Genomic DNA, 21,145 nt, shown 5'->3' on the forward strand with positions numbered 1-21,145 from the left:
ACCCGAATGCTCCAGCTATCATCTTCCAAGTTTTTGCGGTAGTCTCAGTCCATCAACAGCCAAGGGGCACCGCATCATGCCCACCACATACCGCCTGCGCCTCAGCATCGCGATGCTGAGTACCACAGAATGCGAGCGTGCTCTGGAGGCCATTCGCCTACAGTGGCAGAGCCCCAGCTTTATCCAGCGCCAGTTTTGCGGCGAGCTGGTTGCGCTACTGTCTTTGCAGCACGAGGCCGCCATCGATACCGGCGAGTCGCCGGATTGGTTTATCGAGCGCATAGCTGCAGCGATCTGGCATGGCATTGGCCGCTTCACCCGCCTGAGTTTTGACCTTGCTCCGCACGAAGCGCCTGACGGGAAGCTCTATGTACTAGACGAGAGTCACTATCGTACGGTCATGCAGAAATTCAGACTCGGATCGCCGACACTTCGCCATTGAGCAGCTTGCCGGATTAGCCAAAAATAAAAGCCCCGCATCGCGGGGCTTTTATTTGCACGAGAACGTTGCTGATCAGGCAGCCATTGCCTTGATTGCAGCAGACAGACGGCTCTTGTGACGAGCAGCCTTGTTCTTGTGGAAAATCTTCTTGTCAGCGATACGGTCAATCACGCTGACGGATTCCTGGAAGACGGTCTTGGCGGCAGCCTGGTCACCGGCTTCGATAGCCTTCAGCACCTTCTTGATCGCGGTGCGGAAAGCGGAACGCTGGCTGGCGTTGTGCTGGCGGGCTACTTCAGCCTGACGCGCACGCTTGCGAGCTTGGGCGCTGTTTGCCATGGTAAAACTCCTGAATATATGAAATTTGTGTCCCGGCCGGACCTGCGGTATGCGGCCGACTACACAGACTCGGAAACCCGCGATGATAGCGGCTCCCTCGGGCAAATGCAAGCAATGTCTGCAGCCAGCGCCAAGAACAGCGCTTTGGCGTATCATCCTGCCAACTTTGTGAGGCACTGATGAATTTGCTCCGATCACTCGCCGCAGTTAGCTCCATGACCATGATCTCCAGAATACTGGGGCTGGTCAGGGAGATGATCATATCCCATACATTCGGCGCTGGCACAGCAACCGATGTTTTTTTCACAGCCTTCAAGCTACCCAACCTACTGCGCCGCATTTTTGCCGAAGGCGCATTTTCACAAGCGTTTGTCCCGATTTTGGCCGAACACAAAACCCGGCAGGGTGAAGAAGCCACGCGTGAGTTCATCGCAAAGATCGCTGGCGCACTCACCCTGGCGCTGGTCATCATTACAGCCATCGGAATACTCGCAGCCCCCGCAGTCATCTACCTGTCCGCTGCTGGATTCAGTCATGACCCTGCGAAATTCGCCTTGGCCACCGACCTGCTACGCTGGATCTTTCCTTACATTCTGCTCATTTCGCTCGCATCCTTCGTCGGCAGTATTCTGAACACCTGGAACAAATTCTCGATACCGGCGTTTGTACCCACACTACTCAACCTGTCTTTTATCGTTTGCGCCATTTTTCTAGCCCCACATCTGCAGCAACCCATTTATGCATTAGCAGCAGCGGTCATTATCGGAGGCGTGATTCAGCTCGCGTTCCAGTTACCCTGGCTTGCACGTTGCGGCATGCTGGTACGCCCCAGGCTCGATTTGCGGGATAGCGGTGTACGGCAGGTGATGACGAACATGCTGCCCGCCCTCTTCGCGGTATCGGTCGCACAGATCAGCATCCTCATCAATTCGAATCTGGCCTCATTTCTCGAGTCCGGGAGTATTTCGTGGATCTTCTACGCAGACCGTCTGATGGAGTTCCCAGTCGGAGTGCTCGGGGTGGCTCTAGGCACAATCCTTCTGCCAAGCCTCTCCAAAAGCGTCGCGAATGACGATCCGGATGAATACTCACGCCTGCTCGACTGGGGGCTGCGCCTATGCCTGCTGCTGTGCGTACCCGCAACCATTGGCCTCGGACTGCTGGCCGGACCACTGATCCTGACCGTCTTTCAGAGTGGAAAATTCACCGTGCATGACGCAGCGATGACCCAGCAGGCATTGCTCGGATACAGCATCGGGCTAATGGGTATGATTCTGGTAAAAATACTGGCACCCGGCTTTTACGCCCGCAAGGATATCCGCACGCCTGTTCGCATTGCCTGCATGGCGCTTGCCAGCACACTCGCGCTCAACATCCTGTTCATAACATTGCTGCCATTCAAACACGCGGGACTTACACTCGGCATCGCGCTCGGTCAATGCCTGAACGCATGGCTGCTATATCGCGGTCTCAGAGTCAAAAACCTGTATCAACCGCAAGCGAAGTGGGGAGCATTTCTGCTGAAACTGGCACTGGCCAGTATCTGCATGGCCACAACGCTCGTGTTACTGCAAAAAATTCTGCCGGACTTCACCATTATGAGTCGCTGGTGGCGAGCCGGAGGGCTGACCGCGTTGGTGAGCACAGGTGCCATAGTCTATCTAGGCAGCTTGTTTCTGCTCGGATTCAAGCTGAAAGACTTCCGGCGCACTACTCGCTGAGCAGAACATCTCGCAGAATAATATCACCCCAACGGCAAGCGCACTATTCTTAACAGGCATTCCACACCATATACGGCAAGCCGTATATGTTTAGAAGCCTTGATTTTCGCTGTTCGCAAAATGATACCTGAAGCAGCCAAAACCACATCCAAGCCAACGTGCACGTGCGAGTCAGCCAATCGGTACCAGTCGATACCTGAATGCCGCCATCCATGTACAAGACAAAAAAAACGCCTGCAGTTGCAGGCGTTTTTTCTAGCGGCACCGATTACTCGGCAGCAGCTACTACTTCAGCTTCGTCCGGACGATCCACGAGTTCAACGTAGGCCATCGGAGCGTTGTCACCAACGCGGAAGCCGCACTTCATGATACGCAGGTAGCCACCGTTACGGGCCGCATAGCGCGGGCCCAGAACGTCGAACAGCTTGACCACGATATCACGATCACGGGTACGGGAGAATGCCAGGCGGCGGTTAGCCAGCGACGGCTTCTTACCCAGAGTGATCAGAGGCTCTGCAACGCGGCGCAGTTCTTTGGCCTTCGGCAGAGTGGTCTTGATCATCTCGTGGCGCAACAGGGCATTAGCCAGGTTGCGCAGCATCGCCAGACGGTGCGACGTCGTGCGATTCAGTTTGCGATTAGAAAGACGGTGACGCATTTGTCAGTTCCTTAGCTTTAACCAACGATCAGGGCTTTTCCAAGCCGACCGGAGGCCAATTTTCAAGACGCATGCCCAGGCTGAGACCCTTGGAGGCCAGCACTTCCTTGATTTCATTCAAGGACTTGCGACCGAGGTTCGGGGCCTTCAGCAGCTCGGTTTCAGTACGCTGGATCAGGTCGCCAATGTAATAGATATTCTCGGCCTTCAGACAGTTCGCGGAGCGCACTGTCAGCTCAAGATCATCTACCGGACGCAGCAGGATCGGATCGATCTGCGGAGCTTGCGGCGCCGGTTCTTCAACCGGAGTACCTTCCAGGTCAGCAAATACCGACAGCTGGTCAATCAGCATGCGTGCGGCTTGGCGAACGGCTTCTTCAGGCTCGATGATGCCATTGGTTTCCACATCGATAACCAGCTTGTCAAGATCAGTGCGCTGCTCTACGCGTGCACTTTCAACTTGATAGCTGACACGACGGATCGGGCTGAACGAAGCGTCCAACACGATATTGCCAATGGTTCGGCCCTCTTCCTTGTCAAGACGTGCCGGAGCAGGCTGGTAACCGCGGCCGGATTCGACCTTGATTTCCATCGCCAGCTTGCCCCCTGCAGACAGGTGCGCGATGACGTGCTCCGGGTTGATGACTTCGACATCATGCGGCAACTGGATATCAGCCGCCGTCACGACACCTTCACCATCCTTGACGAGGTTCAGCGTTACAGATTCCCGACCATGCAGCTTGAGTACAACGCCCTTCAGATTCAGCAGAATGTCGACGACATCTTCCTGAACACCATCCAGAGCCGAATACTCATGCACCACACCTTCGATTTTCACTTCGGTGGGGGCATAGCCCGTCATCGACGAGAGCAGAATCCGGCGCAGAGCATTACCAAGCGTGTGGCCATAGCCGCGCTCAAACGGTTCCATCACGACTTTCGCGTGAGCTGGACCCTGAGCTTGCACATCAATGATGCGAGGCTTGAGCAACTCGTTTGTGTTAGTTTGCATAAGTCAGTATCCCTTGCCTTACCGGGGTCAGGTTATTACTTGGAATAGTATTCCACCACCAGCGATTCATTGATATCGCTGGACAGATCGGAACGCTCCGGTGCGCTCTTGAACACACCTTCCATTTTTTTGCTGTCAACCTGTACCCAGCCAGGGAAGCCGATACCTTCAGCCAGCGACAGAGCTTCGGCTACGCGAGCCTGCTTCTTGGCCTTTTCACGAACGGCAACAACATCACCAGCCTTAACCGAGTAAGACGGAATGTTCACAACTTGGCCATTAACAGTAATGGCCTTGTGGGATACGAGCTGACGGGATTCGGCGCGAGTAGAGCCAAAACCCATGCGGTAGACAACATTGTCCAGACGCGACTCGAGCAGCTTCAGCAGGTTTTCACCTGTGGAGCCCTTGCGACGAGCAGCTTCTTCGAAGTAGCGACGGAACTGACGTTCCAGTACGCCATAAATGCGACGGATCTTCTGCTTTTCACGCAGGTGCACACCGAAGTCAGACAGACGCGGAGTCTTTGCGCCATGCTGGCCTGGGGCTTGTTCCAGCTTGCACTTGCTGTCCAGAGAACGGCGAGCACTCTTCAGGAAAAGATCAGTACCTTCGCGACGTGCGAGTTTGCACTTGGGTCCAATATAACGTGCCATAACTTACTCCGGGATTAGATACGACGCTTCTTCGGCGGACGGCAGCCGTTGTGCGGAATGGGCGTCACATCCGAGATGCTGGTGATCTTGAAGCCGAGTGCGTTCAGTGCGCGCACAGCGGAATCACGACCCGGACCCGGACCCTTGATGCGAACTTCGAGGTTCTTAACACCGTATTCTTGGGCAACTTTACCAGCGGCTTCTGCAGCTACCTGAGCGGCAAAAGGTGTACTTTTACGAGAGCCCTTAAAACCAGCACCACCCGAGGTAGCCCAAGACAAAGCATTCCCTTGGCGATCGGTGATGGTAATGATTGTGTTGTTGAAGGAAGCGTGCACATGCACGATGCCTTCGGACACACTCTTCTTGACTTTCTTACGTACACGTACTGTGTTTGCTTTAGCCATTATTCAGTCCTTAATTACTTCTTGCCGGCAATCGCCTTGCGCGGACCCTTGCGAGTACGTGCATTGGTGCGAGTGCGTTGACCGCGAACCGGCAGACCTTTGCGGTGACGGAAACCACGGTAGCAACCAAGGTCCATAAGACGCTTGATGCTCATGGTCACTTCGCGGCGCAGGTCACCTTCAACGGTGTACTTGCCGACTTCGTCACGCAGTTTATCGAGTTCAGCTTCACTGAGATCCTTAACCTTTTTGCTAGGCTCAATGGTAGCTGCCGCACAAACCGCATAAGCGCGAGTGCGACCGATACCATAAATAGCCTGCAGGCCGATCACAGTATGCTGATGATTAGGAATATTAACCCCAGCAATACGGGCCATATTTCTTACCCCAGGTTGAAAAAGAGGTGGATTCTACCACCAGAAGCAGATTGACTCAATCAGCCCTGGCGTTGCTTGTGCCGCGGATCTGTACAAATCACACGCACAACACGGTTGCGGCGGATGATCTTGCAGTTACGGCAGATCTTCTTGACCGATGCTTGAACTCTCATCGTCTTTCCTTTTCGATCAAAATGAAATTCCGGACTTACTTAGCCCGGAATACGATGCGGGCCTTGCTCAGGTCATAGGGGGTCAACTCCACTGTAACCTTATCACCTGGCAGAATGCGGATGTAATGCATCCGCATCTTGCCGGAGATATGACCAAGGACCACATGTCCGTTTTCGAGCTTGATGCGAAACGTTGCATTCGGCAACGTTTCCAACACCTCGCCCTGCATCTGAATGACGTCTTCTTTCGCCATGACTCAGTTAGCGTCCTAGCTACCCTTGAAGTTTGCTTTCTTCAGCAAGCCCTCGTACTGATGAGACAGTACATAGGACTGCATCTGCGCCATGAAGTCCATTGTCACCACCACCATGATCAGCAGCGATGTTCCACCGAAGTAGAACGGTACATTCCACTTCAGAATCAAGAACTCAGGAATAAGACAAATGACGGTGATGTAGATAGCACCAATCAGGGTCAACTTAAGAATGAGCTTCTCAATGTACTTGGCAGTATGCTCACCAGGACGGTAACCCGGGATCATTGCTCCGCTTTTCTTCAGATTATCTGCAGTCTCTTTGGGACTGAAGACCAGAGCCGTATAGAAAAAACAGAAGAAAATGATGGCAGCAGCGTAGAGAAATACATACAGCGGCTGTCCGGGATGAAGCATGTCGCCGACAGACTTCAGGAAACTCAGTTTTTCACTATTCCCAGTCCAAGACAGCACGGTAGCCGGGAACAGAATAATGGAAGAGGCAAAAATCGGCGGAATAACACCGGCCATATTTACCTTGAGGGGCAGATGTGTACTCTGCGCCTGCATCACACGATTACCAACCTGACGCTTGGCATAGTGAACAGGGACCTTGCGCTGACCACGCTCAACAAAGACCACACCAGCTGTCAGCAATGCAACGCCAACAAACAGAACAAGGACAAGCAGATATGGCAGCTGCCCCTGACCCGCAAGGGTCATGGTCTTGATGATTGCATTAGGTACGCCAGCCGCAATACCAGCACAGATGATGATGGAGATACCATTACCAATACCACGCTCGGTAATCTGCTCCCCAAGCCACATCAGGAACATTGTGCCGGTAACCAAGGTAACAACCGCAAGGAAAATGAACAGGCCAGAAGGAATCACAACCAGACCAGGCTGCTTCAACAGCATTGACGCAACACCGAGACTCTGGAATGTCGCAAGCAAGACCGTTGCATAGCGGGTGTATTGTGTGATTTTTCTCCGACCTTGCTCACCCTCTTTCTTCAGCTGCTTCAGATTGGGCAGCACTTCTGCGGCGAGCTGCAAAATAATCGACGCAGAAATGTACGGCATAATCCCGATAGCGATCACGGTAAATCGCTCGAGCGCACCACCGCTAAACATGTTGAACATATTCAGCAGGCCAGTCTGAGAGCTATCGAAAATTCGCGCCAACTCAGCAGGGTTAATACCCGGCACAGGAATATGCGCTGCGATACGATAAACAATCAGAGCCCCGATAAGGAACCAAATACGCTTCTTTAAATCAGCAAACTTTCCAGTTGCTGCTTGCACGGGATTAGCCACGTTGCTGCCCTATCCTTAACAGTACTTACTCGGCAATCTTGCCGCCGGCAGCTTCAATTGCAGCACGAGCACCCTTGGTGGCAAGAATGCCAGTCAGGGTAACTGCACGCTCAATCTTGCCAGACTGAACCACCTTAACAACTAGCGCACGCTGAGAAACGATGCCAGCCTGAACCAGCGCCAGTACGTCGATTTCAGAAATCGGCAGCTTGTTCAGTTCGGACAGAGTAACTTCAGCATTGCGAGCTTTGGTCAGCGAGACAAAGCCACGCTTCGGCAAGCGACGCTGCAGCGGCATTTGACCGCCTTCGAAGCCAACCTTGTGGAAGCCACCAGCACGGGACTTCTGCCCCTTGTGACCACGGCCACAAGTCTTGCCCAGACCCGAACCGATACCGCGACCAACACGACGCTTGGCGTGCTTGGAGCCAACACCAGGCTTGAGGTTATTGAGTTCCATTTAGCCCTCTACTTTCAGCAGATAGCTGATCTTGTTTGCCATACCGCGGTTTGCCGGGGTATCAAGAACATCAGCCGAAGAATTCAGCCTCTTCAGACCCAGACCGCGTGCACAAGCCTTGTGGCTTTCGAGGCGACCGATCAGGCTCTTAACCAGGGTAACCTTGAATGTCTTGGCATTAGTCATTTGCGACCCCCAGAATCTCAGCAACAGTCTTGCCGCGTTTGGCAGCGATGTCACCAGCTGTATGTAGCTTGGACAGGCCATCCAGAGTAGCGCGCACGATGTTGTACGGATTAGTAGAACCGTGACACTTCGCAGTGATGTTGTGAACACCCATCACTTCAAACACAGCGCGCATCGGACCACCGGCAATAATACCAGTACCTTCCGGGGCCGGCTGCATGAATACAGTTGTTGCACCATGCTTGCCGATTACTGTGTGCGGAACGGTACCGTTCTTCAACGGAGCCTTGAAGAGCTTGCGACGGGCTTCTTCCATTGCCTTTTGCACAGCAACCGGAACTTCCTTCGACTTGCCCTTGCCCATACCAATACCGCCATCGCCATCACCGACAACTGTCAGCGCAGCGAAGCCGAGGATACGACCACCCTTGACAACCTTGGTCACGCGATTAACGCTGACCATTTTCTCCCGCAGGCCGTCTTGGCGATCTTCCATTTCGTTCTTAGCCATTTTCAACTCCAAACCAAATTAGAAGGCCAGACCGGCTTCACGAGCAGCATCAGCAAGCGCTTTTACGCGGCCGTGATACTGGAACCCGGAACGATCGAATGCAACAGCAGAGATACCAGCAGCCTTGGCCTTCTCAGCGATACGCTTGCCAACGAGAACAGCAGCTTCAACATTGCCACCATTCTTGATTTGGCCACGCACATCTGCTTCCAGAGTCGAGGCAGAAGCCAGAACCTTGCAGCCGGTTTCGTCAAAAACCTGTGCATAGATATGGCTGTTGGTGCGATGCACCGACAGGCGCACAACCTTGAGCTCCGCAATCTTGGCACGAGTTTTACGTGCACGGCGGAGTCGAGTGATATTTTTGTCCATGATTCAGCCTCGATTACTTCTTCTTGGTTTCTTTCAGAACAACCACTTCGTCAGAATAGCGAACACCCTTGCCCTTATAAGGCTCAGGGGCACGATAAGCGCGAATATCAGCGGCAACTTGGCCGATAGCCTGCTTGTCAGCACCCTTCAGGATGATCTCAGTCTGCGAAGGAGTCTCAACTTTCACACCAGCCGGCATCTTGTGCGCGACCGGGTGCGAGAAACCAAGGGTAAGGTTCAGTACGTCACCCTGTGCTTGCGCACGGTAACCTACGCCAACCAGGTTGAGCTTGCGCTCGAAACCCTTGGAAACGCCTGTAACCATGTTGCTTGCGAGAGCACGCAGCGTACCAGACATGGAACGAGCTTGTTTGGAGCCACTGCGCGCAGTGAAGGTTACCTGGCCATTTTCAACTGCAACAGCCACGTCAGAGCCCACCGCCTGCGACAGGGAGCCATTGGCACCCTTGACAACCAGAACGCCATTTTCAACCTTGACTTCCACACCTGCCGGGATAACGACCGGATTCTTTGCTACACGAGACATTTCAACACCTCATTAAGCAACGATGCACAGCAGTTCGCCACCAACACCGTTGGCACGAGCTTTGCGATCGGTCATTACACCCTTGGATGTGGACAGGATTGCCACGCCAAGACCATTCATTACTTGCGGAATCTCACCAACACCCTTATAGATGCGCAGACCCGGCTTGGAAACGCGTTCGATGCGTTCGATTACCGGACGACCAGCATAGTACTTGAGTTCGATGTTCAGTTCCGGCTTTACATCGCCGGAAATTGCGAAAGATTCGATATAACCTTCATCCTTGAGAACTTCTGCGATTGCCACCTTCAGCTTGGAAGAGGGCATAACAACGGAAGTCTTCTCAGCACGCTGCGCGTTGCGGATGCGGGTAAGCATATCGGCGATCGGATCATGCATTGCCATAATCTATCTCCTGTCCCGATTACCAGCTTGCCTTGACCAGCCCAGGAATCTCGCCCTTGAAAGCGAGATCACGCAGCTTGCCACGACCGAGGCCAAATTTACGGAATACACCACGCGAACGACCAGTCAACTGGCAGCGGTTACGCTGACGGACCGGTGAAGCATTGCGCGGCAGTTGTTGCAGTTTCAGGCGAGCCTGGAAGCGATCTTCATCGCTAGCTTTGGCGTCGTTGATGATTGCGAAAAGCGCTTGGCGCTTGGCAGCAAACTTAGCAACGACAGCAGCACGCTTTTCCTCGCGTTGGATTAGTGCGACTTTAGCCATGATTCGCCTCAGTTCTTGAACGGGAATTTGAATGCGGCCAGCAGGGCACGCGCTTCATCGTCAGTCTTGGCAGTGGTGGTAATGGTGATGTTCATACCACGCAGCGCGTCGATCTTGTCGTACTCGATTTCCGGGAAGATGATCTGCTCACGGACACCCATGTTGTAGTTGCCACGACCATCAAAGGACTTGGCAGAAACGCCACGGAAGTCACGAACACGCGGCAGAGCCACGGTCACCAGACGATCCAGGAATTCGAACATACGATCGCGACGCAGCGTAACCTTGCAACCAACCGGATAACCGTCACGAATCTTGAAACCAGCGATGGACTTCTTGGCCTTAGTAACAACAACCTTCTGACCAGCAATCTTTTCCAGATCACCAACAGCGAATTCCATAACCTTCTTGTCAGCAACCGCCTCACCAACACCCATGTTGATGGTGATCTTTTCGATACGCGGCACTTCCATGATGGATTTGTAACCGAACTGCTTAACGAGCTCAGGAACAACCTTTTCTTGATAGAAATCTTGCAAACGAGCCATCACGATCCCCTTATGCGCCAATTACTTCGCCAGAGGACTTGAAGACACGTACCTTCTTGCCATCCTCAAGAACCTTGAAACCAACACGATCAGCCTTGCCCGTTGCCGCATTGAAAATCGCAACATTGGACACGTGCAGAGGCGCAGTGATTTCAACGATACCGCCCTGTACGCCACGCATCGGGTTCGGCTTAACATGCTTCTTCTGCACATTTACACCTTCAACCACCACACGCTCGTCAACCGGCAGCACACGCAGGACAGTACCGCGCTTACCAGCATCCTTGCCAGTCAGCACAATAACTTCGTCGCCTTTACGAATCTTGTTCATTGCCACTCCTTACAGAACTTCAGGCGCAAGCGAAACGATCTTCATGAAGCGTTCGGTGCGCAGCTCACGAGTCACCGGCCCGAAAATACGGGTACCAATCGGCTCAAGCTTGTTGTTCAGGAGTACAGCCGCATTGCCATCGAACTTAACCAGGGAACCGTCAGCACGACGAACACCCTTGGCAGTACGAACAACAACCGCGTTATACACGTCACCCTTCTTAACACGACCACGCGGGGCAGCATCCTTGATGCTGACCTTGATGATATCGCCTACAGAAGCGTAGCGACGCTTGGAGCCACCCAACACCTTGATGCACATTACAGAACGCGCACCGGTGTTATCAGCAACCTCCAGCTTGGATTGCATTTGGATCATGAGAATAAACCTCCAACTTTATCCGCCAATATCCGACTCCGGACTACCCGGCAAGCCGGGTTACAGCGGCTAGTTTTGGATCCCGGTTGGGAAAATCTCGCCCAGATTTCGCAAGGCGAGGATGAAAAACGGGCATTATACCCGAGGTATAATGCCCGCGCAACTACCAGAATTGACACACTTATACAGTGCGAGCCTTCTCGATAAGTTTGCTTACCGCCCAGCTCTTGGTCTTAGAGTAAGGACGGGTCTCTACGATCTCGACCAGATCGCCTTCTTCGAAGGCATTGGCTTCATCGTGAGCATGGTACTTCTTGGATTGACGTACCATCTTGCCGTAAAGCGGATGGCGAACCAGACGCTCGACGAGAACAGTGACAGTCTTGTCCATCTTGTTGCTGACCACACGACCGGTCAGCGTACGCTTCAGTTTAGCTTCGCTCATGGTTATGCAGCCTTTTGCCCGAGAATGGTACGTACGCGGGCGATATCCTTGCGCACGCGCTTGATTTCACTGGTCTTAGCCAACTGGCCAGTTGCATGCTGCATGCGCAGGCTGAACTGGGCCTTTAGCAGTTCCGTCAGCTCGGACTTCAGCTCGGCCACGGACTTTTGGTTCAGTTCGTTAGCTTTCATTATTGCCCCACTTGACGAGAAACGAAGGTCACAGCGAACGGCAGCTTGGCAGATGCCAGACGGAAAGCTTCGCGAGCGATCGGCTCGGCAACACCATCCAGTTCGTAGATAACCTTACCAGGTTGAATTTCAGCCACGTAATAATCCGGGCTACCCTTCCCCCCACCCATACGAACTTCTGCGGGCTTACGGGAGATCGGCTTATCCGGGAATACACGGATCCATACACGACCACCACGCTTGATGTAACGGGTGATGGCACGGCGAGCGGACTCAATCTGGCGAGCAGTCAGACGACCACGCGCCACAGCCTTAAGGCCAAAAGTACCAAAGGAAACAGCATTACCACGCGTAGCGATGCCGGTATTGCGACCCTTCTGTACCTTGCGATATTTCAGTCTAGTTGGCTGCAGCATTGCGGCCTCCCTTACGCGGTTTCTTCTGGGTTTCTACAGGCTCAGCAGCCGCTTTTTCGCCCGGCTTCACATCACCCTTGTAGACCCAAACCTTGATACCAATGATGCCGTAGGTAGTCTTGGCTTCCGAAGTAGCGTAGTCGATATCGGCACGCAGTGTATGCAGAGGCACACGACCTTCACGGTACCATTCGGTACGGGCAATTTCGATGCCATTCAGACGGCCCGAAGACATGATCTTGATGCCTTGAGCACCCAGACGCATGGCATTCTGCATCGCACGCTTCATCGCACGACGGAACATCACACGCTTCTCCAATTGAGAAGCAATGCTGTCAGCGATAATCTGCGCATCGATTTCCGGCTTGCGAACTTCTTCGATGTTCACATGCACGGGCACCTTCAGGATATTCTGAAGCTCTTTCTTCAGCAGCTCGATATCCTCACCCTTCTTGCCAATCACCACGCCCGGACGAGCAGTAAAGATTGTGATCTTGGCATTCTTGGCAGGACGCTCGATTACCACACGGCTCACAGACGCATTTGCGAGCTTTTGCTTGAGGAATTCACGAACTTGCAGATCTTCGCTGAGCATACCCGCAAAATTGCGGCTGCTGGCGTACCAGCGAGAAGCCCAGTTCTTGGTAACGGCAAGACGAAAACCCGTCGGATGAATTTTCTGACCCATTACTCGCTCCTTAATCACCAACAGTCAGGGTGATGTGGCAGGTCTGCTTCTCGATGCGATTACCGCGGCCCTTGGCACGAGCGGAGAAACGCTTCAGGGAAGGCCCCTTATCCACGAAAATAGTCGTCACCTTGAGAGCGTCAATATCGGCACCCTCGTTGTGCTCAGCATTCGCAATTGCGGACTCAAGCACTTTTTTGATGAGAACTGCACCCTTTTTCGGGCTGAAAGCGAGAATGTTCAACGCCTGATCGACCGGCTTGCCACGCACGAGGTCAGCAACCAGGCGAGCCTTTTGGGCAGAGAGGCGAGCGTTGCTCAGTACAGCAGATACTTGCATTTCTTCACCTTATCGCTTGGCTTTTTTGTCGGCGGCATGGCCTTTGAAAGTACGAGTCAGCGCAAACTCACCCAACTTATGACCAACCATGTTTTCATTAACATATACAGGTACATGTTGACGACCATTGTGCACAGCAATCGTGAGACCCACGAAATCCGGCAGAACAGTAGAACGACGAGACCAGGTCTTGATCGGACGCTTGTCATTCGACGCTTTGGCCGCATCAACCTTTTTCAGCAGATGCAGATCAACGTATGGACCCTTCTTAACAGAACGTGCCATATTCAATTACCCCTTGTTCGCATGACGGCGACGCACGATCATATTGTCCGTGCGCTTGTTGCTACGGGTACGGAAGCCCTTAGTCGGCTGACCCCACGGGCTAACCGGCACACGACCTTCACCAGTACGACCCTCACCACCACCATGCGGGTGATCAACAGGGTTCATCGCAGTGCCGCGTACGGTCGGGCGAATACCCAACCAGCGCTTGGCACCAGCCTTACCATACGAACGCAGGCTATGCTCTTCATTACCAACTTCACCCAGCGTGGCGCGACAATCAATATGCACCTTGCGGATTTCACCAGAGCGGAGACGCAACTGAGCGTAAGCCCCCTCGCGAGCCAGCAACTGAACCGAGGTACCAGCCGAACGCGCAATTTGCGCACCCTTACCTGGTTGCAATTCCACGCAGTGGATAGTAGAACCCACCGGGATATTGCGGATCGGCAGCGCGTTACCCGCCTTAATCGGAGCATCCGGACCGGAAACAATGCTTGCACCAGCCTTCAGACCCTTCGGGGCAATAATGTAGCGACGCTCGCCATCTGCATAACAGACCAGGGCAATATTAGCAGTACGATTCGGGTCGTACTCCAGACGCTCAACCTTGGCGACGATGCCATCCTTGTTGCGCTTGAAGTCGATCACGCGATAATGCTGCTTGTGACCACCACCCTTGTGACGGGTAGTGATGTGGCCGTTATTGTTACGGCCAGCAGTCTTGCTCTGCGACTCCAGCAACGGAGCATACGGAGCACCCTTGTGCAGATCCGGATTGACAACCTTGACAACCGCGCGGCGACCAGGCGACGTCGGCTTTACTTTTACCAATGCCATTACTTAGTCTCCTTATTGCGCAGCAGCCAGGTCAATTTCCTGACCCTTCGCCAAGCTAACGTAAGCCTTCTTCCAGTCCTTGCGGCGACCAACGAAGCGGCTAAAGCGCTTAGTCTTGCCCTTGACATTCAGAACGGTTACATCCTCAACTTTCACCTTGAACAGCAACTCAACGGCAGCCTTGATTTCTGCCTTGGTTGCGTCCTTAGCAACACGGAATACGACTTGCTCGCTCTTGTCCGCAACGAAGGTGCTCTTTTCAGAAACCACCGGCGCGAGCAGAACGTGCAGCAGACGATTTTCAGTAAATTGTGTCATGCGAACATCTCCTCAAAGGCTGCGAGAGCTTCACGAGTCAGCAGTACCTTTTTGAAGCGAACCAGACTTACCGGGTCAGCCTGAGACGGCTCGAGAACCAGAACATGCGGCAGGTTGCGCGACGCCAGATACAGGTTTTCGTCGAGTTCCTTGGTAATGATCAGGACGTTATCCAGCTGCAGAGCAGCCAGCTTCTCAGCAAAAGCCTTGGTTTTCGGAGTATCCACAGCAAAACCATCCACCACAACAAGGCGGTCTTCGCGCACGAGCTGCGAAAGGATAGTTGCAATACCAGCGCGGTACATCTTGCGATTTACCTTCTGGCTGAAGTTTTCGTCCGGGCTATTCGGGAAGGTGCGACCACCACCACGCCAAAGCGGCGAAGACGGCATGCCGGCACGAGCACGACCAGTACCTTTCTGACGGAAAGGCTTCTTGGTGGTGTGCTTAACTTCAGCACGATCCTTCTGCGCACGATTACCACTACGGGCATTGGCGAAGTAGGCAGTTACAACCTGATGAACCAGCGCCTCATTGAATTCACGGCCAAACAGCGCGTCGGACGCAGCAACCGCAGCTTGAGCGGCGCCACTTGCATTAATGACTTTCAGTTCCATCACGCACCTGCCTTCACACTCGGACGCACGACAACATCATTGCCCTTGGAGCCGGGAACAGCACCCTTTACCAGCAGCAATTGACGCTCTGCATCGACACGAACGACTTCCAGATTCTGAACGGTACGCTTGGCGTTACCCAGATGACCTGGCATGCGCTTACCCGGCAATACGCGACCCGGATCCTGCGCCTGACCGATAGAACCAGGAACATTATGCGAACGCGAGTTACCGTGAGAGGCACGGTTCGAGGAGAAATTGTGGCGCTTGATCGCACCAGCAAAACCCTTACCCTGCGAAGTACCAGTCACATCAACCATCTGACCAACCGAGAAAATCTCGACGGAGAGTTGATCACCAGCCTTCAGCTCAGCAAGCTTTGCCGCATCAAGACGAAACTCGACCAGACCACGACCAGCCTCAATACCAGCCTTACGGAAGTGACCAGCTTCAGCCTTATTTACACGGCCAGCCTTCTTAACACCGAAAGACAACTGAACAGCGTTATAGCCATCAGTTTCATCGGACTTGATTTGCGTGACGCGATTGGCAGACATGTCCAGCACAGTCACCGGAATGGATGCACCATCCTCGGCAAAAATGCGGGTCATACCGACCTTGCGACCGACAAGACCTAAGCTCATAGTTATTCCCTTTAACAGGGCCGGTTACGATTGACCGGCTATGATCAATAAAAAATAAACGGGCTTACCACCAAAGTGATAAGCCCGCAATACTAGCACAGCAAACACTTGAACCGCAAGAAGAATCTTGCAGCAAAGCGAATTACTGCAGCTTGATCTCTACGTCGACACCAGCCGGCAGATCCAGCTTCATCAGCGCATCTACAGTCTTGTCCGTCGGATCAACAATATCCATCAGGCGCAGATGAGTACGGATTTCAAACTGGTCACGGGATGTTTTGTTAACGTGCGGGGAACGCAGCACATCAAAACGCTCGATCTTGGTCGGCAGCGGAACCGGGCCCTTAACTACTGCGCCGGTGCGCTTGGCGGTTTCAACGATTTCCTGCGCGGAGCGATCAATCAGTTGATAATCAAACGCCTTCAGGCGGATGCGGATTTTCTGGCTTTGCATGTCCAGACCCCTTACTCGATGATCTTGGCAACAACACCGGCGCCAACGGTACGGCCACCTTCGCGAATCGCGAAACGCAGACCTTGCTCCATGGCAATCGGAGCGATCAGGGAAACAGTCACTTCCACATTGTCACCCGGCATTACCATTTCAGTACCAGCCGGCAGCTCAACAGCACCAGTTACGTCAGTGGTACGGAAGTAGAATTGCGGACGATAGCCATTGAAGAACGGAGTATGACGACCACCCTCTTCCTTGGACAGCACGTACACGGAGCCAGCAAACTTGGTGTGCGGGGTGATCGAACCCGGCTTGGCCAGAACCTGACCACGCTCTACGTCCTCACGCTTGGTGCCACGCAGCAGCGCACCGATGTTATCACCAGCCTGACCTTGATCCAGCAGCTTGCGGAACATTTCCACGCCAGTGCAGGTAGTCTTGGTGGTAGCACGGATACCAACGATTTCGATTTCCTCACCAACCTTGATGATACCGCGCTCAACACGACCGGTAACAACGGTACCACGACCGGAGATGGAGAATACATCTTCAACCGGCATCAGGAAGGTGCCGTCAACAGCACGCTCCGGAGTCGGAATGTAGGAGTCCAGGGCCTCAGCCAGACGGAAGATCGCCGGCTCGCCATACTCAGACTGATCGCCTTCAAGCGCCAGACGAGCAGAACCAGTGATGATCGGGCAGTCATCACCCGGGAAGTCGTACTTGCTCAGCAGTTCGCGAACTTCCATCTCAACCAGTTCGAGCAGCTCAGCATCATCAACCAGGTCAGCCTTGTTCAGGAATACGATGATGTACGGAACGCCAACCTGACGGGACAGCAGAATGTGCTCGCGGGTTTGCGGCATCGGACCATCAGCAGCGGAACACACCAGAATCGCGCCATCCATCTGGGCAGCGCCGGTAATCATGTTCTTTACGTAGTCAGCGTGACCCGGGCAGTCAACGTGAGCGTAGTGACGGTTTTCAGTCTCGTACTCAACGTGAGCGGTGTTAATGGTAATACCGCGAGCCTTTTCTTCCGGAGCGGAATCGATTTGGTCGTAACCTTTGGCTTCGCCACCGAACTTCTTGGACAGAATGGTGGTGATTGCAGCGGTCAGAGTGGTCTTGCCGTGGTCAACGTGGCCGATAGTACCTACGTTTACATGCGGTTTCGTCCGTTCGAACTTTTCCTTAGCCATTGCTAAATTCCTTCAAATTTTGTGATCAGTTGGGCCAGCTTCTGCCGGCCACCTGCAAACCAATATTACTTCTTGCTCATGATGGCTTCAGCGACATTGCGCGGAGCCTCGGAGTAGTGCTTGAACTCCATGGAGTAAGTAGCACGACCTTGAGACATCGAACGCAGTGTAGTCGAATAGCCGAACATTTCGGACAGCGGAACCTCCGCCTTGATCATTTTGCCGCCAGCCGGATTATCATCCATGCCCTGCAGAATACCGCGACGGGAAGAGATATCACCCATGATGTCGCCCATGTACTCTTCCGGGGTCTCGATTTCCACAGCCATCATCGGCTCCAGAATCACCGGATTAGCACGACGCATCGCTTCCTTGAAGGCAATCGAACCAGCCAGTTCGAACGCAATCTGCGAGGAGTCCACATCGTGGTACGAACCGAACGTCAGGCGAACGGTAACGTCAACCACCGGGAAGCCAGCCAGAATGCCGGACTTCAGAGTATTCTGAATACCCTTGTCTACCGACGGGATGAATTCACGCGGAATCACACCACCCTTGATTTCGTCAACGAAGATGTAACCCTTACCCTCACCGGACGGCTCGAGTGTAATCGTACAATCACCGTACTGACCCTTACCACCGGATTGCTTGGCATGCTTACCCTGCACATCCTTCGCAACCTGAGTAATGGTTTCACGATAGGCAACCTGCGGCGCACCCACATTGGCCTCAACGCCGAACTCGCGCTTCATACGGTCAACAATAATTTCCAGGTGCAATTCACCCATACCGGAAATAATAGTTTGACCGGACTCTTCGTCAGTACGAACGCGGAAGGACGGATCTTCCTTGGCCAGACGACCCAGTGCGAGACCCATTTTTTCCTGGTCGGCCTTGGTCTTCGGCTCAACAGCAACGTGAATTACCGGATCCGGGAACTCCATGCGCTCCAGAATAATCGGCGCATCGATGGCACACAGGGTTTCACCGGTAGTGACATCCTTCAGACCGATCGCTGCCGCGATATCACCGGCACAAACCTCGTCGATTTCCTGACGATCATTCGCATGCATCTGAACGATACGTCCGATACGCTCTTTCTTGTCCTTAACGGAGTTCAGCACCGAATCACCGGACTTCACCACGCCGGAATAGACACGGAAGAAGGTCAGCTGACCAACATACGGGTCATTCATCAGCTTGAATGCCAGAGCCGAGAACGGAGTATTGTCATCAGCTGCACGCTCTGCATCCTGATCACGATCATCAGTACCCTTCACCGGCGGAATATCGATCGGAGAAGGCAGGAACTCGATCACTGCATCCAGCATCCGCTGAACACCCTTGTTCTTGAACGCAGTACCGCACAGCATCGGCTGGATTTCGCACGCCAGGGTGCGAGCACGCAGAGCAGTGATGATATCCTCTTCGGAAAGATCACCCTCTTCCAGATACTTGTTCATCAGGTCTTCGGACGCTTCAGCAGCGGTCTCGACCATCTTTTCGCGCCATTCCTGAGCAACATCAGCCAGATCGGCCGGGATGTCGCGGTATTCGAACTTCATACCCTGCGAAGCCTCATCCCAGTAGATGGCCTTCATCTTGATCAGATCAACAACACCCTCGAAAGTGTCTTCAGCACCAATCGGCACAACGACCGGCACGGGATTCGCCTTCAGGCGGATCTTCATCTGCTCAACAACGCGGAAAAAGTTGGCGCCCTGACGGTCCATCTTGTTCACGAAGGCCAGACGCGGAACCTTGTACTTGTTTGCCTGACGCCAAACTGTCTCGGACTGCGGCTGAACACCACCGACTGCACAGTAAACCATGCAGGCGCCATCAAGAACACGCATGGAACGCTCAACTTCAATCGTGAAGTCAACGTGCCCCGGGGTGTCAATGATATTGAAGCGATGCTCAGGGAACTGCATGCCCATACCCTTCCAGAAGGTAGTGGTTGCAGCGGAAGTAATGGTAATACCACGCTCCTGCTCCTGCTCCATCCAGTCCATGGTGGCTGCGCCATCATGAACTTCACCGATCTTGTGATTTACACCGGTGTAGTACAGGATACGTTCGGTAGTTGTGGTCTTGCCGGCATCAATGTGAGCAGAAATACCAATATTGCGGTAACGCTCAATGGGAGTCTTACGAGCCACGGCTTATTCCTTAATGAATGATCGCGATTAGAAGCGGTAGTGAGCAAACGCCTTGTTCGCTTCAGCCATACGGTGCACTTCGTCACGCTTCTTCATCGCACCGCCGCGACCTTCAGCAGCATCAAGCAACTCACCAGCCAGACGCAGATCCATGGACTTCTCACCACGCTTGCGAGCCGCTTCGCGGACCCAGCGCATCGCCAATGCCAGACGGCGGCTGGGGCGTACTTCGACCGGAACCTGGTAGTTCGCGCCACCAACACGGCGGCTCTTAACTTCCACGATCGGCTTCACGTTATTGATAGCGGTAGTGAAAACTTCGATTGCATCCTTGCCACCCTTCTTTTCGATCTGGGCAAGGGCACCATAAACGATACGCTCAGCAACAGCCTTCTTGCCGTCGAGCATTACAACGTTCATGAACTTGGCGAGCTCGGTGGAACCGAATTTCGGATCCGGCAGAACCTCGCGCTTCGGTACTTCTCTGCGTCTTGGCATTTTATACTTCCTTAATGTGACATTCAGTCGGGGTCATCCCCACAGCCCGCCATAAAACAGGCCACTTACTCGATGGCTATACCGTGCATCGCAATGCCACGGACGTGCCCATCGACCACACGATACGACCTTGCGGAAAAGGCTTAAGCCTTCGGACGCTTCGCACCGTACTTCGAACGAGACTGCTTACGATCCTTAACGCCAGCCAGGTCAAGGGAACCGCGCACGCAGTGATAGCGAACACCCGGCAAATCCTTAACACGACCACCGCGAATCAGAACAACACTGTGCTCTTGCAGGTTGTGGCCTTCACCGCCGATATACGAAATCACTTCGAAACCGTTGGTCAGACGAACCTTACATACTTTACGCAGCGCGGAGTTCGGCTTCTTCGGAGTTGTGGTGTACACACGGGTGCACACACCACGCTTTTGCGGGCAGGCAGCCAGAGCAGGAACCTTGCTCTTGGAGACTTCCGCAACACGCCCTTTACGGACGAGCTGGTTGATAGTTGGCATTGTTTCTTCCTACCAGGTTAACAACACGGTGGCCCATAGAGGCCATCGCGCCCATACATTTCCATTTCTGAAAATGCAACAAGCGACGACCCCGAAGGGCCGCCG

General features: G+C 53.6%; 36 protein-coding genes. 2 read left to right on the forward strand and 34 right to left on the reverse strand.

Annotated features, from left to right (window positions below; translation table 11 throughout):
• Window positions 1–76: 76 nt before the first annotated feature.
• Window positions 77–442, forward strand: a complete 366-nt coding sequence (locus INR99_RS06145) for a hypothetical protein (RefSeq protein WP_194115458.1) — start codon at window positions 77–79, stop codon at window positions 440–442.
• Between the two features lie 72 nt (window positions 443–514).
• On the opposite strand, the gene rpsT is transcribed toward INR99_RS06145, so the two are convergent.
• Window positions 515–781: a 30S ribosomal protein S20 gene (gene rpsT / locus INR99_RS06150; RefSeq protein ID WP_194115459.1), complete on the reverse strand. Its 267-nt coding sequence runs from the start codon at window positions 779–781 to the stop codon at window positions 515–517.
• A gap of 179 nt (window positions 782–960) precedes the next feature.
• On the opposite strand from rpsT, the gene murJ reads away from it, so the two are divergent.
• Complete coding sequence (gene murJ / locus INR99_RS06155; RefSeq protein WP_194115460.1) at window positions 961–2,502, forward strand: murein biosynthesis integral membrane protein MurJ; 1,542 nt, start codon at window positions 961–963, stop codon at window positions 2,500–2,502.
• Window positions 2,503–2,770: 268 nt separating this feature from the next.
• On the opposite strand, the gene rplQ is transcribed toward murJ, so the two are convergent.
• The 33 genes from rplQ to rpsL form a co-directional block, all read right to left on the reverse strand.
• Complete coding sequence (rplQ, locus tag INR99_RS06160) at window positions 2,771–3,160, reverse strand: 50S ribosomal protein L17 (protein ID WP_194115461.1); 390 nt, start codon at window positions 3,158–3,160, stop codon at window positions 2,771–2,773.
• 28 nt (window positions 3,161–3,188) lie between these two features.
• On the reverse strand, window positions 3,189–4,172 hold the full coding sequence (locus INR99_RS06165; protein WP_194115462.1) for a DNA-directed RNA polymerase subunit alpha: 984 nt from the start codon (window positions 4,170–4,172) through the stop codon (window positions 3,189–3,191).
• Between the two features lie 35 nt (window positions 4,173–4,207).
• On the reverse strand, window positions 4,208–4,828 hold the full coding sequence (gene rpsD / locus INR99_RS06170; protein WP_194115463.1) for a 30S ribosomal protein S4: 621 nt from the start codon (window positions 4,826–4,828) through the stop codon (window positions 4,208–4,210).
• A 14-nt stretch (window positions 4,829–4,842) separates the two neighbouring features.
• Window positions 4,843–5,235, reverse strand: a complete 393-nt coding sequence (gene rpsK / locus INR99_RS06175) for a 30S ribosomal protein S11 (RefSeq protein ID WP_028452728.1) — start codon at window positions 5,233–5,235, stop codon at window positions 4,843–4,845.
• 14 nt (window positions 5,236–5,249) lie between these two features.
• Entirely contained in the window at window positions 5,250–5,612 is a 363-nt protein-coding gene (gene rpsM / locus INR99_RS06180) for a 30S ribosomal protein S13 (RefSeq protein ID WP_194115464.1), read from the reverse strand.
• Window positions 5,613–5,671: 59 nt separating this feature from the next.
• Complete coding sequence (gene rpmJ / locus INR99_RS06185; RefSeq protein ID WP_018748524.1) at window positions 5,672–5,785, reverse strand: 50S ribosomal protein L36; 114 nt, start codon at window positions 5,783–5,785, stop codon at window positions 5,672–5,674.
• Window positions 5,786–5,820: 35 nt separating this feature from the next.
• Entirely contained in the window at window positions 5,821–6,039 is a 219-nt protein-coding gene (infA, locus tag INR99_RS06190; protein WP_194115465.1) for a translation initiation factor IF-1, read from the reverse strand.
• A gap of 15 nt (window positions 6,040–6,054) precedes the next feature.
• Window positions 6,055–7,359: a preprotein translocase subunit SecY gene (gene secY / locus INR99_RS06195; RefSeq protein ID WP_308431455.1), complete on the reverse strand. Its 1,305-nt coding sequence runs from the start codon at window positions 7,357–7,359 to the stop codon at window positions 6,055–6,057.
• 25 nt (window positions 7,360–7,384) lie between these two features.
• Window positions 7,385–7,819: a 50S ribosomal protein L15 gene (gene rplO / locus INR99_RS06200; protein ID WP_194115466.1), complete on the reverse strand. Its 435-nt coding sequence runs from the start codon at window positions 7,817–7,819 to the stop codon at window positions 7,385–7,387.
• A complete protein-coding gene (gene rpmD, locus INR99_RS06205; RefSeq protein ID WP_194115467.1) occupies window positions 7,820–8,005 on the reverse strand; it encodes a 50S ribosomal protein L30 in 186 nt (61 codons plus the stop codon). It abuts the gene before it with no gap.
• Entirely contained in the window at window positions 7,998–8,516 is a 519-nt protein-coding gene (gene rpsE, locus INR99_RS06210; RefSeq protein WP_194115468.1) for a 30S ribosomal protein S5, read from the reverse strand. The genes rpmD and rpsE overlap by 8 nt, the downstream gene beginning before the upstream one ends.
• An 18-nt stretch (window positions 8,517–8,534) precedes the next feature.
• Window positions 8,535–8,888 carry a 50S ribosomal protein L18 gene (rplR, locus tag INR99_RS06215; protein ID WP_194115469.1) on the reverse strand — a complete coding sequence of 118 codons (354 nt, stop codon included), beginning with the start codon at window positions 8,886–8,888 and terminating at the stop codon, window positions 8,535–8,537.
• Window positions 8,889–8,901: 13 nt separating this feature from the next.
• Window positions 8,902–9,435, reverse strand: coding sequence for a 50S ribosomal protein L6 (gene rplF / locus INR99_RS06220; RefSeq protein WP_194115470.1), 534 nt, complete (start codon window positions 9,433–9,435; stop codon window positions 8,902–8,904).
• Between the two features lie 12 nt (window positions 9,436–9,447).
• Complete coding sequence (rpsH, locus tag INR99_RS06225) at window positions 9,448–9,840, reverse strand: 30S ribosomal protein S8 (protein ID WP_194115471.1); 393 nt, start codon at window positions 9,838–9,840, stop codon at window positions 9,448–9,450.
• Between the two features lie 19 nt (window positions 9,841–9,859).
• Window positions 9,860–10,165, reverse strand: coding sequence for a 30S ribosomal protein S14 (rpsN, locus tag INR99_RS06230; protein WP_194115472.1), 306 nt, complete (start codon window positions 10,163–10,165; stop codon window positions 9,860–9,862).
• An 8-nt stretch (window positions 10,166–10,173) separates the two neighbouring features.
• The gene (gene rplE / locus INR99_RS06235; protein WP_194115473.1) at window positions 10,174–10,713 is read right to left on the reverse strand and encodes a 50S ribosomal protein L5; all 540 of its coding nucleotides are present in this window, start codon (window positions 10,711–10,713) and stop codon (window positions 10,174–10,176) included.
• 10 nt (window positions 10,714–10,723) lie between these two features.
• Window positions 10,724–11,044: a 50S ribosomal protein L24 gene (rplX, locus tag INR99_RS06240; RefSeq protein WP_194115474.1), complete on the reverse strand. Its 321-nt coding sequence runs from the start codon at window positions 11,042–11,044 to the stop codon at window positions 10,724–10,726.
• Between the two features lie 9 nt (window positions 11,045–11,053).
• Window positions 11,054–11,422 carry a 50S ribosomal protein L14 gene (gene rplN / locus INR99_RS06245; RefSeq protein WP_028452716.1) on the reverse strand — a complete coding sequence of 123 codons (369 nt, stop codon included), beginning with the start codon at window positions 11,420–11,422 and terminating at the stop codon, window positions 11,054–11,056.
• 181 nt (window positions 11,423–11,603) lie between these two features.
• Window positions 11,604–11,867 (reverse strand): 30S ribosomal protein S17, encoded by a 264-nt coding sequence (rpsQ, locus tag INR99_RS06250; RefSeq protein ID WP_194115475.1) that lies wholly within the window; start codon window positions 11,865–11,867, stop codon window positions 11,604–11,606.
• Between the two features lie 2 nt (window positions 11,868–11,869).
• Window positions 11,870–12,058, reverse strand: coding sequence for a 50S ribosomal protein L29 (rpmC, locus tag INR99_RS06255; RefSeq protein ID WP_194115476.1), 189 nt, complete (start codon window positions 12,056–12,058; stop codon window positions 11,870–11,872).
• Window positions 12,058–12,474: a 50S ribosomal protein L16 gene (rplP, locus tag INR99_RS06260; protein ID WP_028454324.1), complete on the reverse strand. Its 417-nt coding sequence runs from the start codon at window positions 12,472–12,474 to the stop codon at window positions 12,058–12,060. Before rplP ends, rpmC begins: the two co-directional genes overlap by 1 nt.
• Window positions 12,458–13,162 (reverse strand): 30S ribosomal protein S3, encoded by a 705-nt coding sequence (rpsC, locus tag INR99_RS06265; RefSeq protein ID WP_194115477.1) that lies wholly within the window; start codon window positions 13,160–13,162, stop codon window positions 12,458–12,460. The genes rplP and rpsC overlap by 17 nt, the downstream gene beginning before the upstream one ends.
• A 10-nt stretch (window positions 13,163–13,172) precedes the next feature.
• Window positions 13,173–13,502, reverse strand: coding sequence for a 50S ribosomal protein L22 (gene rplV / locus INR99_RS06270; protein ID WP_028454326.1), 330 nt, complete (start codon window positions 13,500–13,502; stop codon window positions 13,173–13,175).
• Window positions 13,503–13,511: 9 nt separating this feature from the next.
• Window positions 13,512–13,787, reverse strand: coding sequence for a 30S ribosomal protein S19 (gene rpsS, locus INR99_RS06275; RefSeq protein ID WP_194115478.1), 276 nt, complete (start codon window positions 13,785–13,787; stop codon window positions 13,512–13,514).
• 6 nt (window positions 13,788–13,793) lie between these two features.
• Window positions 13,794–14,627 carry a 50S ribosomal protein L2 gene (gene rplB, locus INR99_RS06280; protein ID WP_194115479.1) on the reverse strand — a complete coding sequence of 278 codons (834 nt, stop codon included), beginning with the start codon at window positions 14,625–14,627 and terminating at the stop codon, window positions 13,794–13,796.
• 12 nt (window positions 14,628–14,639) lie between these two features.
• Window positions 14,640–14,945, reverse strand: coding sequence for a 50S ribosomal protein L23 (gene rplW / locus INR99_RS06285; protein WP_194115480.1), 306 nt, complete (start codon window positions 14,943–14,945; stop codon window positions 14,640–14,642).
• Window positions 14,942–15,562: a 50S ribosomal protein L4 gene (gene rplD, locus INR99_RS06290; RefSeq protein WP_194115481.1), complete on the reverse strand. Its 621-nt coding sequence runs from the start codon at window positions 15,560–15,562 to the stop codon at window positions 14,942–14,944. The genes rplW and rplD overlap by 4 nt, the downstream gene beginning before the upstream one ends.
• Window positions 15,562–16,206 carry a 50S ribosomal protein L3 gene (gene rplC / locus INR99_RS06295; protein ID WP_194115482.1) on the reverse strand — a complete coding sequence of 215 codons (645 nt, stop codon included), beginning with the start codon at window positions 16,204–16,206 and terminating at the stop codon, window positions 15,562–15,564. Before rplC ends, rplD begins: the two co-directional genes overlap by 1 nt.
• 142 nt (window positions 16,207–16,348) lie before the next feature.
• Window positions 16,349–16,660 carry a 30S ribosomal protein S10 gene (rpsJ, locus tag INR99_RS06300; protein ID WP_028452705.1) on the reverse strand — a complete coding sequence of 104 codons (312 nt, stop codon included), beginning with the start codon at window positions 16,658–16,660 and terminating at the stop codon, window positions 16,349–16,351.
• Window positions 16,661–16,671: 11 nt separating this feature from the next.
• Window positions 16,672–17,862: an elongation factor Tu gene (tuf, locus tag INR99_RS06305; protein WP_194115483.1), complete on the reverse strand. Its 1,191-nt coding sequence runs from the start codon at window positions 17,860–17,862 to the stop codon at window positions 16,672–16,674.
• Window positions 17,863–17,927: 65 nt separating this feature from the next.
• A complete protein-coding gene (fusA, locus tag INR99_RS06310; RefSeq protein WP_194115484.1) occupies window positions 17,928–20,024 on the reverse strand; it encodes an elongation factor G in 2,097 nt (698 codons plus the stop codon).
• A 27-nt stretch (window positions 20,025–20,051) separates the two neighbouring features.
• Window positions 20,052–20,522: a 30S ribosomal protein S7 gene (gene rpsG, locus INR99_RS06315; protein WP_028453031.1), complete on the reverse strand. Its 471-nt coding sequence runs from the start codon at window positions 20,520–20,522 to the stop codon at window positions 20,052–20,054.
• Window positions 20,523–20,665: 143 nt separating this feature from the next.
• Window positions 20,666–21,040, reverse strand: a complete 375-nt coding sequence (rpsL, locus tag INR99_RS06320; protein WP_028453032.1) for a 30S ribosomal protein S12 — start codon at window positions 21,038–21,040, stop codon at window positions 20,666–20,668.
• Window positions 21,041–21,145 lie beyond the last annotated feature (105 nt).

The sequence above is a fragment of the Chitinilyticum piscinae genome, assembly GCF_015223195.1.
GTDB lineage: Bacteria > Pseudomonadota > Gammaproteobacteria > Burkholderiales > Chitinibacteraceae > Chitinilyticum > Chitinilyticum piscinae.

Coding starts and splice junctions, on each gene's coding strand:
- INR99_RS06145 (WP_194115458.1), top strand. CDS start 77: ATGCCCACCACATACCGCCTGCGCCTCAGCATCGCGATGCTGAGTACC.
- rpsT (WP_194115459.1), bottom strand. CDS start 781: ATGGCAAACAGCGCCCAAGCTCGCAAGCGTGCGCGTCAGGCTGAAGTA.
- murJ (WP_194115460.1), top strand. CDS start 961: ATGAATTTGCTCCGATCACTCGCCGCAGTTAGCTCCATGACCATGATC.
- rplQ (WP_194115461.1), bottom strand. CDS start 3,160: ATGCGTCACCGTCTTTCTAATCGCAAACTGAATCGCACGACGTCGCAC.
- INR99_RS06165 (WP_194115462.1), bottom strand. CDS start 4,172: ATGCAAACTAACACAAACGAGTTGCTCAAGCCTCGCATCATTGATGTG.
- rpsD (WP_194115463.1), bottom strand. CDS start 4,828: ATGGCACGTTATATTGGACCCAAGTGCAAACTCGCACGTCGCGAAGGT.
- rpsK (WP_028452728.1), bottom strand. CDS start 5,235: ATGGCTAAAGCAAACACAGTACGTGTACGTAAGAAAGTCAAGAAGAGT.
- rpsM (WP_194115464.1), bottom strand. CDS start 5,612: ATGGCCCGTATTGCTGGGGTTAATATTCCTAATCATCAGCATACTGTG.
- rpmJ (WP_018748524.1), bottom strand. CDS start 5,785: ATGAGAGTTCAAGCATCGGTCAAGAAGATCTGCCGTAACTGCAAGATC.
- infA (WP_194115465.1), bottom strand. CDS start 6,039: ATGGCGAAAGAAGACGTCATTCAGATGCAGGGCGAGGTGTTGGAAACG.
- rplO (WP_194115466.1), bottom strand. CDS start 7,819: ATGGAACTCAATAACCTCAAGCCTGGTGTTGGCTCCAAGCACGCCAAG.
- rpmD (WP_194115467.1), bottom strand. CDS start 8,005: ATGACTAATGCCAAGACATTCAAGGTTACCCTGGTTAAGAGCCTGATC.
- rpsE (WP_194115468.1), bottom strand. CDS start 8,516: ATGGCTAAGAACGAAATGGAAGATCGCCAAGACGGCCTGCGGGAGAAA.
- rplR (WP_194115469.1), bottom strand. CDS start 8,888: ATGGACAAAAATATCACTCGACTCCGCCGTGCACGTAAAACTCGTGCC.
- rplF (WP_194115470.1), bottom strand. CDS start 9,435: ATGTCTCGTGTAGCAAAGAATCCGGTCGTTATCCCGGCAGGTGTGGAA.
- rpsH (WP_194115471.1), bottom strand. CDS start 9,840: ATGGCAATGCATGATCCGATCGCCGATATGCTTACCCGCATCCGCAAC.
- rpsN (WP_194115472.1), bottom strand. CDS start 10,165: ATGGCTAAAGTCGCACTAATCCAACGCGAGGAAAAGCGTGCTGCTGTC.
- rplE (WP_194115473.1), bottom strand. CDS start 10,713: ATGGCTCGTTTGCAAGATTTCTATCAAGAAAAGGTTGTTCCTGAGCTC.
- rplX (WP_194115474.1), bottom strand. CDS start 11,044: ATGAACAAGATTCGTAAAGGCGACGAAGTTATTGTGCTGACTGGCAAG.
- rplN (WP_028452716.1), bottom strand. CDS start 11,422: ATGATCCAAATGCAATCCAAGCTGGAGGTTGCTGATAACACCGGTGCG.
- rpsQ (WP_194115475.1), bottom strand. CDS start 11,867: ATGAGCGAAGCTAAACTGAAGCGTACGCTGACCGGTCGTGTGGTCAGC.
- rpmC (WP_194115476.1), bottom strand. CDS start 12,058: ATGAAAGCTAACGAACTGAACCAAAAGTCCGTGGCCGAGCTGAAGTCC.
- rplP (WP_028454324.1), bottom strand. CDS start 12,474: ATGCTGCAGCCAACTAGACTGAAATATCGCAAGGTACAGAAGGGTCGC.
- rpsC (WP_194115477.1), bottom strand. CDS start 13,162: ATGGGTCAGAAAATTCATCCGACGGGTTTTCGTCTTGCCGTTACCAAG.
- rplV (WP_028454326.1), bottom strand. CDS start 13,502: ATGCAAGTATCTGCTGTACTGAGCAACGCTCGCCTCTCTGCCCAAAAG.
- rpsS (WP_194115478.1), bottom strand. CDS start 13,787: ATGGCACGTTCTGTTAAGAAGGGTCCATACGTTGATCTGCATCTGCTG.
- rplB (WP_194115479.1), bottom strand. CDS start 14,627: ATGGCATTGGTAAAAGTAAAGCCGACGTCGCCTGGTCGCCGCGCGGTT.
- rplW (WP_194115480.1), bottom strand. CDS start 14,945: ATGACACAATTTACTGAAAATCGTCTGCTGCACGTTCTGCTCGCGCCG.
- rplD (WP_194115481.1), bottom strand. CDS start 15,562: ATGGAACTGAAAGTCATTAATGCAAGTGGCGCCGCTCAAGCTGCGGTT.
- rplC (WP_194115482.1), bottom strand. CDS start 16,206: ATGAGCTTAGGTCTTGTCGGTCGCAAGGTCGGTATGACCCGCATTTTT.
- rpsJ (WP_028452705.1), bottom strand. CDS start 16,660: ATGCAAAGCCAGAAAATCCGCATCCGCCTGAAGGCGTTTGATTATCAA.
- tuf (WP_194115483.1), bottom strand. CDS start 17,862: ATGGCTAAGGAAAAGTTCGAACGGACGAAACCGCATGTAAACGTAGGT.
- rpsG (WP_028453031.1), bottom strand. CDS start 20,522: ATGCCAAGACGCAGAGAAGTACCGAAGCGCGAGGTTCTGCCGGATCCG.
- rpsL (WP_028453032.1), bottom strand. CDS start 21,040: ATGCCAACTATCAACCAGCTCGTCCGTAAAGGGCGTGTTGCGGAAGTC.